The sequence below is a fragment of the Streptomyces albidochromogenes genome, from assembly GCF_005981925.1.
Taxonomy (GTDB): Bacteria; Actinomycetota; Actinomycetes; order Streptomycetales; family Streptomycetaceae; genus Streptomyces; species Streptomyces albidochromogenes.
On sequence record NZ_VBVX01000046.1, the window covers coordinates 23,718 to 30,179 of the forward strand.

At 71.3% G+C, this 6,462-nt stretch carries 3 protein-coding genes; all 3 read left to right on the forward strand.

All coding sequences use genetic code 11. The annotated features are described in order from the left end of the window. The first annotated feature begins 49 nt into the window (after positions 1 to 49). A complete protein-coding gene (locus E2E34_RS09255; protein ID WP_138901413.1) occupies positions 50 to 1,309 on the forward strand; it encodes a Gfo/Idh/MocA family protein in 1,260 nt (419 codons plus the stop codon). Between the two features lie 15 nt (positions 1,310 to 1,324). Next, complete coding sequence (locus tag E2E34_RS09260; RefSeq protein ID WP_138901414.1) at positions 1,325 to 2,329, forward strand: sugar phosphate isomerase/epimerase family protein; 1,005 nt, start codon at positions 1,325 to 1,327, stop codon at positions 2,327 to 2,329. Positions 2,330 to 2,654: 325 nt separating this feature from the next. Continuing rightward, positions 2,655 to 6,398 (forward strand): ThuA domain-containing protein, encoded by a 3,744-nt coding sequence (locus tag E2E34_RS09265; protein ID WP_208765186.1) that lies wholly within the window; start codon positions 2,655 to 2,657, stop codon positions 6,396 to 6,398. Positions 6,399 to 6,462 lie beyond the last annotated feature (64 nt).

The window sequence follows — 6,462 nt, forward strand, 5'->3', positions numbered from 1 at the left end:
CGCCTGCCCCCCACCGTGCGAGTGACGAGTTCGACGAGGAGGAATCCGTATGGCCCGCAGGGAAGAGTCACAGACGGAGACAGACACCGGGACAGCCGCCGAAGCGGGCGCGCCGGCCGGTGTGCGGTCGCCGGCGCTCGGCGTCGGCATGGTCGGGTACGCGTTCATGGGAGCCGCCCACTCACAGGGCTGGCGCACCGCGGGCCGCGTCTTCGACCTGCCGGTACGGCCGGTCCTGGCGGCCGTCTGCGGACGCGACGCGGTGGCCGTGCGCGCCGCTGCGGACCAGCACGGATGGGCGGCGGCGGAGACCGACTGGCGCGACCTGATCGCCCGCGACGACGTGCAGATCGTCGACATCTGCACGCCGGGCGACAGCCACGCCGAGATCGCCGTCGCCGCGCTCGAAGCGGGCAAGCACGTCCTGTGCGAGAAGCCGCTGGCCAACTCGGTCGCCGAGGCGGAGGCGATGACGGCCGCCGCCGAGCGCGCCCGGGCGCGGGGCCAGGTGGCGATGGTCGGCTTCAACTACCGCCGGGTGCCCGCCATGACGTACGCCCGGCGGCTGGTCGCACAGGGGCGGCTCGGGGCGCTGCGGCACGTACGCGTCACCTATCTCCAGGACTGGCTCGTCGACCCGGACTTCCCGCTGACCTGGCGGCTCCAGCGCGAGCACGCGGGCTCGGGCGCGCTCGGCGACCTGGGGGCGCACATCGTCGACCTCGCGCAGTACCTGGCGGGCGAGCCGGTGGTGGGGGTGTCCGCCATGACCGAGACGTTCGTACGGTCGCGGCCGCTGCCGGCGGCCGCGTCGGCGGGCCTCGCGGCGGGGGCCGCGGGGCCCCGGCGCGGCGCGGTGACGGTCGACGACGCCGCGCTCTTCACCGCGCGGCTGGCCTCGGGGGCACTGGCCTCGTTCGAGGCGACGCGCACCGCGGCGGGCCGCAAGAACGCGCTGAGCGTCGAACTCAACGGCGAGCGCGGCTCGCTGGCCTTCGACCTGGAACGGCTGAACGAACTGTCCTTCCACGACCACACCGAGCCCGCCGTCTCGTCCGGGTTCCGGCGGATCCTGGTGACCGAGCCGCAGCATCCGTACCTGGAGGCGTGGTGGCCGCCGGGCCACGCCCTGGGGTACGAGCACACCTTCGTGCACCAGGCGCGCGACCTGCTGCACGCCATCGCCACCGGCACCGACCCGGAGCCGTCCTTCGCGGACGGGCTGCGGGTGCAGCGGGTGCTGGCGGCGGTGGAGGAGAGCGCCCAGAAGAACGCCATCTACACGCCCGTACTCCCCGCACTCCCGTAGGAGGGCCGTTCCCGCATGCCACGACCATTCACCCTCTTCACCGGCCAGTGGGCCGACCTGCCACTGGAGGAGGTCTGCCGGCTCGCCCGCGACTTCGGCTACGACGGCCTCGAACTCGCCTGCTGGGGCGACCACTTCGAAGTCGACAAGGCGCTGAACGAACCCGGCTACCTGGCGGGACGGCACCAGCTCCTCGACAAGTACGGCCTGAAGTGCTGGGCGGTCTCCAACCACCTGGTCGGCCAGGCGGTCTGCGACGCGCCCATCGACGAGCGCCATCGGGCCATCCTGCCGGCGCGGATCTGGGGCGACGGCGAACCCGAGGGCGTACGGCGCCGGGCCGCGGCCGAGATGGCGGACACGGCCCGGGCCGCCGCGGCCTTCGGCGTCCGTACGGTCGTCGGCTTCACCGGGTCCTCGATCTGGCACCTGGTGGCGATGTTCCCGCCCGTACCGCCGCACATGATCGAGCGGGGGTACGAGGACTTCGCCGAGCGGTGGAACCCGATACTCGACGTGTTCGACGCCGAGGGGGTGCGCTTCGCCCACGAGGTGCATCCGAGCGAGATCGCGTACGACTACTGGACGACGCGGCGGGCCCTGGAGGCGGTCGGGCACCGGCCGGCGTTCGGGCTGAACTTCGACCCGAGCCACTTCGTGTGGCAGGACCTGGACCCGGTGGGATTCCTGTACGACTTCCGGGACCGGATCTACCACGTGGACTGCAAGGAGGCGCGCAAGCGGCTCGACGGGCGCAACGGCCGCCTCGGCTCGCACCTGCCGTGGGGCGACCCTCGGCGCGGCTGGGACTTCGTGTCGGCCGGGCACGGTGACGTCCCCTGGGAGGACGTGTTCCGGATGCTGCGCTCCATCGGCTACGAGGGGCCGGTCTCGGTGGAGTGGGAGGACGCGGGGATGGACCGCCTCACGGGGGCGCCGGAAGCCCTCGCCACGCTGAAGCGGTACGACTTCGACCCGCCGAGCGCGTCGTTCGACGCGGCGTTCGGGGGCGCGGACTAGGTCCCCCCACCGGGGCCCCCGCGACGGGGTGCGTCCCGCGCGACGGGCCCCGGGGCGGGACGACGCACGGCAGCCCGGCGGCACAGCGCCGCCGGGCCGGTCCGGGCTGCGCCCGGGCCGCTTTGTCCTGCGGCGGGAGAAAGTTCAACTTCCTTGCCGCACAAGGGCTTTCCGTTCCGGACGAACGGAGCTACCGTCCCTGAGGTGTACAGGACATGACCCTGGTACCGGCATGACGGCGCATTCCGGTTCCCGTATTGAGAGAGCTTCCCGCCCGGCACCGGTGCAGGACGAGCACCGCCCGGCCCACTCCCGGAGGACACTCGTGCACAGGAAACGGCTCAGAGCCGGATCGGCCCGAAAAACCCTCGCACTTCTCACCGGCGGCCTGCTCGCCGCCACGTCACTCGCCCTGACCCCCACCGTGTCCACCGCCGCCGAGCACCCCGAACCGGTCAGCGGCGCGGGTTCGGCGCCCGCCGCCGAGCCCGCCGCCGAGGACTTCCAGCAGGTCACGCTCGCCAAGGGCGAGCCCGAGACGGGCGAGCCCATGTCGCTCGCCGTGCTTCCCGACCGCAGCGTCCTGCACACCTCGCGCGACGGCGAGCTCCGCATGACCGACGCGGCCGGCAACACTCGCGTCGTCGGCACCATCCCGGTCTACTCGCACGACGAAGAGGGCCTCCAGGGCATCGGCATCGACCCGGAGTTCAGCGAGAACCGGCGCATCTACCTCTACTACGCGCCCCCGATGAACACCCCCGCGGGCGACGCCCCCGACGAGGGCACGGCCGCCGACTTCGCCAGGTTCGACGGCGTCAACCGGCTCTCGCGCTTCGAGCTGAAGGCCGACGGCACGCTCGACAACGCCAGCGAGAAGAAGATCCTCGACGTGCCCGCGACCCGCGGCATCTGCTGCCACGTCGGCGGCGACATCGACTTCGACGCGCAGGGCAACCTCTACCTCTCGACCGGCGACGACTCCAACCCCTTCGCCTCCGACGGCTTCACCCCCATCGACGAGCGCCCGGACCGCAACCCGGCGTACGACGCCCGCCGCACCTCCGGCAACACCAACGACCTGCGCGGCAAGATCCTGCGCATCAAGGTGAACGATGACGGCTCGTACGCGGTCCCCGAGGGCAACCTGTTCGCGCCCGGCACCGACCGGACGCGCCCCGAGATCTACGCCATGGGCTTCCGCAACCCGTTCCGCTTCAGCGTCGACAAGCCCACCGGCGTCCTGTACGTCGGCGACTACGGGCCCGACGCCGGCGCCGCCGACCCGAAGCGCGGCCCGGCCGGACAGGTCGAGTTCGCCCGCGTCACCAAGCCCGGCAACTTCGGCTGGCCCTTCTGCACCGGCAAGAACGACGCGTACGTCGACTACGACTTCGCGACGAAGGAGTCCGGCGCCACATTCGACTGCGCCGCGCCCAAGAACACCTCACCGCACAACACCGGCCTGACCGACCTGCCCCCCGCCCAGGAGGCGTGGATCCCGTACGACGGCGGCTCGGTCCCCGAGTTCGGCACCGGCTCGGAGTCCCCCATGGGCGGACCCGTCTACCGGTACGACAAGGACCTCGACTCCCCGGTGAAGTTCCCCGAGGCCTACGACGGCGACTTCTTCGCGGGCGAGTTCGGCCGGCGCTGGATCAAGCGCGTGGAGCAGGACGCGAACGGCGCCGTGCGGTCCATCAACCCCGTGCCGTGGACCGGCACCCAGGTCATGGACTCCGCCTTCGGCCCCGACGGCGCGCTGTACGTGCTCGACTACGGCACCGCCTGGTTCGGCGGCAACGAGAACTCCGGCCTCTACCGCATCGAGAACGCCACCAGCGGCCACTCGCCCGTCGCGGAGGCCGCGGCCGACAGGACCTCGGGCCAGGCCCCGCTGCGCGTCAGGTTCTCCTCCGCGGGGACGACGGACTCCGACGGCGACGCCCTGAAGTACTCCTGGACCTTCGGCGACGGCGGTACGTCGACGGCGGCCAACCCGGCGTACACGTACCGGAAGAACGGCACGTACACCGCCACCGTCACCGCCAAGGACAGCACCGGCCGCACCGGCTCGGCGAGCGTGCGGATCGTCGTCGGCAACACCGCGCCCAAGGTGACTCTCGAACTGCCCGGCGACGGCCAGCTCTTCACCTTCGGCGACGACGTGCCCTTCAAGGTGAAGGCCACCGACCCCGAGGACGGCACGGTCGACTGCGCCAAGGTCAAGGTGACGTACATCCTCGGCCACGACAGCCACGGCCACCCGATCACCTCCGCCAACGGCTGCACCGGCACCATCAAGACCCCGGCCGACAGCAGCCACGACCCCAACGCCAACATCTTCGCGGTGTTCGACGCCGAGTACACGGACGGCGGAGGCGGCGGCCAGGAGCCGCTGACGACCCACGACCAGAAGGTGCTCCAGCCCAAGCAGCGCCAGGCCGAGCACTACTCCGCCCAGAGCGGCGTCGCACCGCAGAGCAAGCCGGCCGCACACGGCGGCAAGACCGTCGGCGACATCGAGGACGGCGACTGGATCGCCTTCAAGCCCTACCGGGTAGGCGACGCCACCTCCCTCACCGCACGCGTCTCCTCCGGGGGAGCGGGCGGCACCCTCGAAGTCCGCACCGGATCGCCCGACGGGCGGCTCATCGGCTCCACCGTCGTCCCCGTCACCGGCGGCTGGGACGTCTTCCAGGACGTCACCACCACCATCAAGCGACCCCCGGCCGGCACCACCACGCTCTACCTGGTCTTCAAGGGCGGCGCCGGAGCGCTCTACGACATCGACGACTTCACCTTCTCGACGGCCAGGGGCGACGCCACCCCCAAGAAGCGGGTCCTGGTCTTCTCCAAGACCGCCGGCTTCCGCCACGACTCCATCGCGACGGGCGTCACCGCGCTCAAGGAACTCGGCGCGCAGCGCGGCCTCGCCGTCGACGCGACCGAGGAGGCCAGGCAGTTCACCCCGCAGAACCTCGCCCGCTACGACGCGGTCGCGTTCCTCTCCACGACCGGTGACGTGCTCAACGCCCACCAGCAGACGGTCTTCGAGCAGTACGTCGCCGACGGCGGCGGCTACCTCGGCATCCACGCGGCCGCCGACACCGAGTACGACTGGAAGTTTTACGGCGGACTCGTCGGCGCGCACTTCGACTCGCACCCGCGGATCCAGTCGGCGACCGTACGCGTCGAGGACCACGACCACCCCGCCACCGCACACCTGGACAGCACCTGGCAGCGCACCGACGAGTGGTACAACTACCGCACCAACCCCCGCGACCAGGCCCGTGTCCTGGCCACCCTCGACGAGACGAGCTACACCGGCGGCACCATGAAGGGCGACCACCCGATCGCCTGGTGCCAGCCGTACGAGGGCGGGCGCTCCTTCTACACGGGCGGCGGCCACACGAAGGAGTCGTACGCCGAACCGGCCTTCCGCAAGCACCTGCTCGGCGGGCTGCTCTACGCGACCGGCATCGCCAAGGCCGACTGCAAGCCCTCCAAGGGCTACCGGCCGATCTTCAACGGCGAGACCCACGACGGCTGGAAGCAGGCCGGTCCCGGCTCCTTCGAGATCAAGGACCGCACGCTGAACTCCGTCGGCGGCATGGGCATGCTCTGGTACCAGGCCAAGGAGCTGAAGTCGTACACGCTCAAGCTCGACTGGAAGATGGCCGGTGACGACAACTCCGGGATCTTCGTGGGTTTCCCGGCCTCCGACGACCCGTGGTCGGCCGTCAACAAGGGATACGAGATCCAGATCGACGCGACGGACGCACCCGACCGCACCACCGGGTCCGTGTACGGCTTCAAGGCGGCGAACATCGCCGCCCGGGACGCCGCGCTCAACCCGCCGGGGGAGTGGAACACGTACGAGATCAAGGTCGACGGAGAGCGGCTGCGGCTCTTCCTCAACGGCGTGAAGATCAATGACTTCACGAACACCGATCCCGCGCGCAGCCTGGCCGAGGGGCACATCGGCATCCAGAACCACGGCGCCGGCGACCAGGTCTCCTTCCGCAACATCAAGCTGAAGGAGACGGCGGTGAGCAGCGGGTCCTGACCGCCGCACCCAGGACCGGCGGCGGGCGGGAGCACGCCGAGCCCCCGCCCGCCGTCTCCACCTC

Coding starts and splice junctions, on each gene's coding strand:
- E2E34_RS09255 (WP_138901413.1), top strand. CDS start 50: ATGGCCCGCAGGGAAGAGTCACAGACGGAGACAGACACCGGGACAGCC.
- E2E34_RS09260 (WP_138901414.1), top strand. CDS start 1,325: ATGCCACGACCATTCACCCTCTTCACCGGCCAGTGGGCCGACCTGCCA.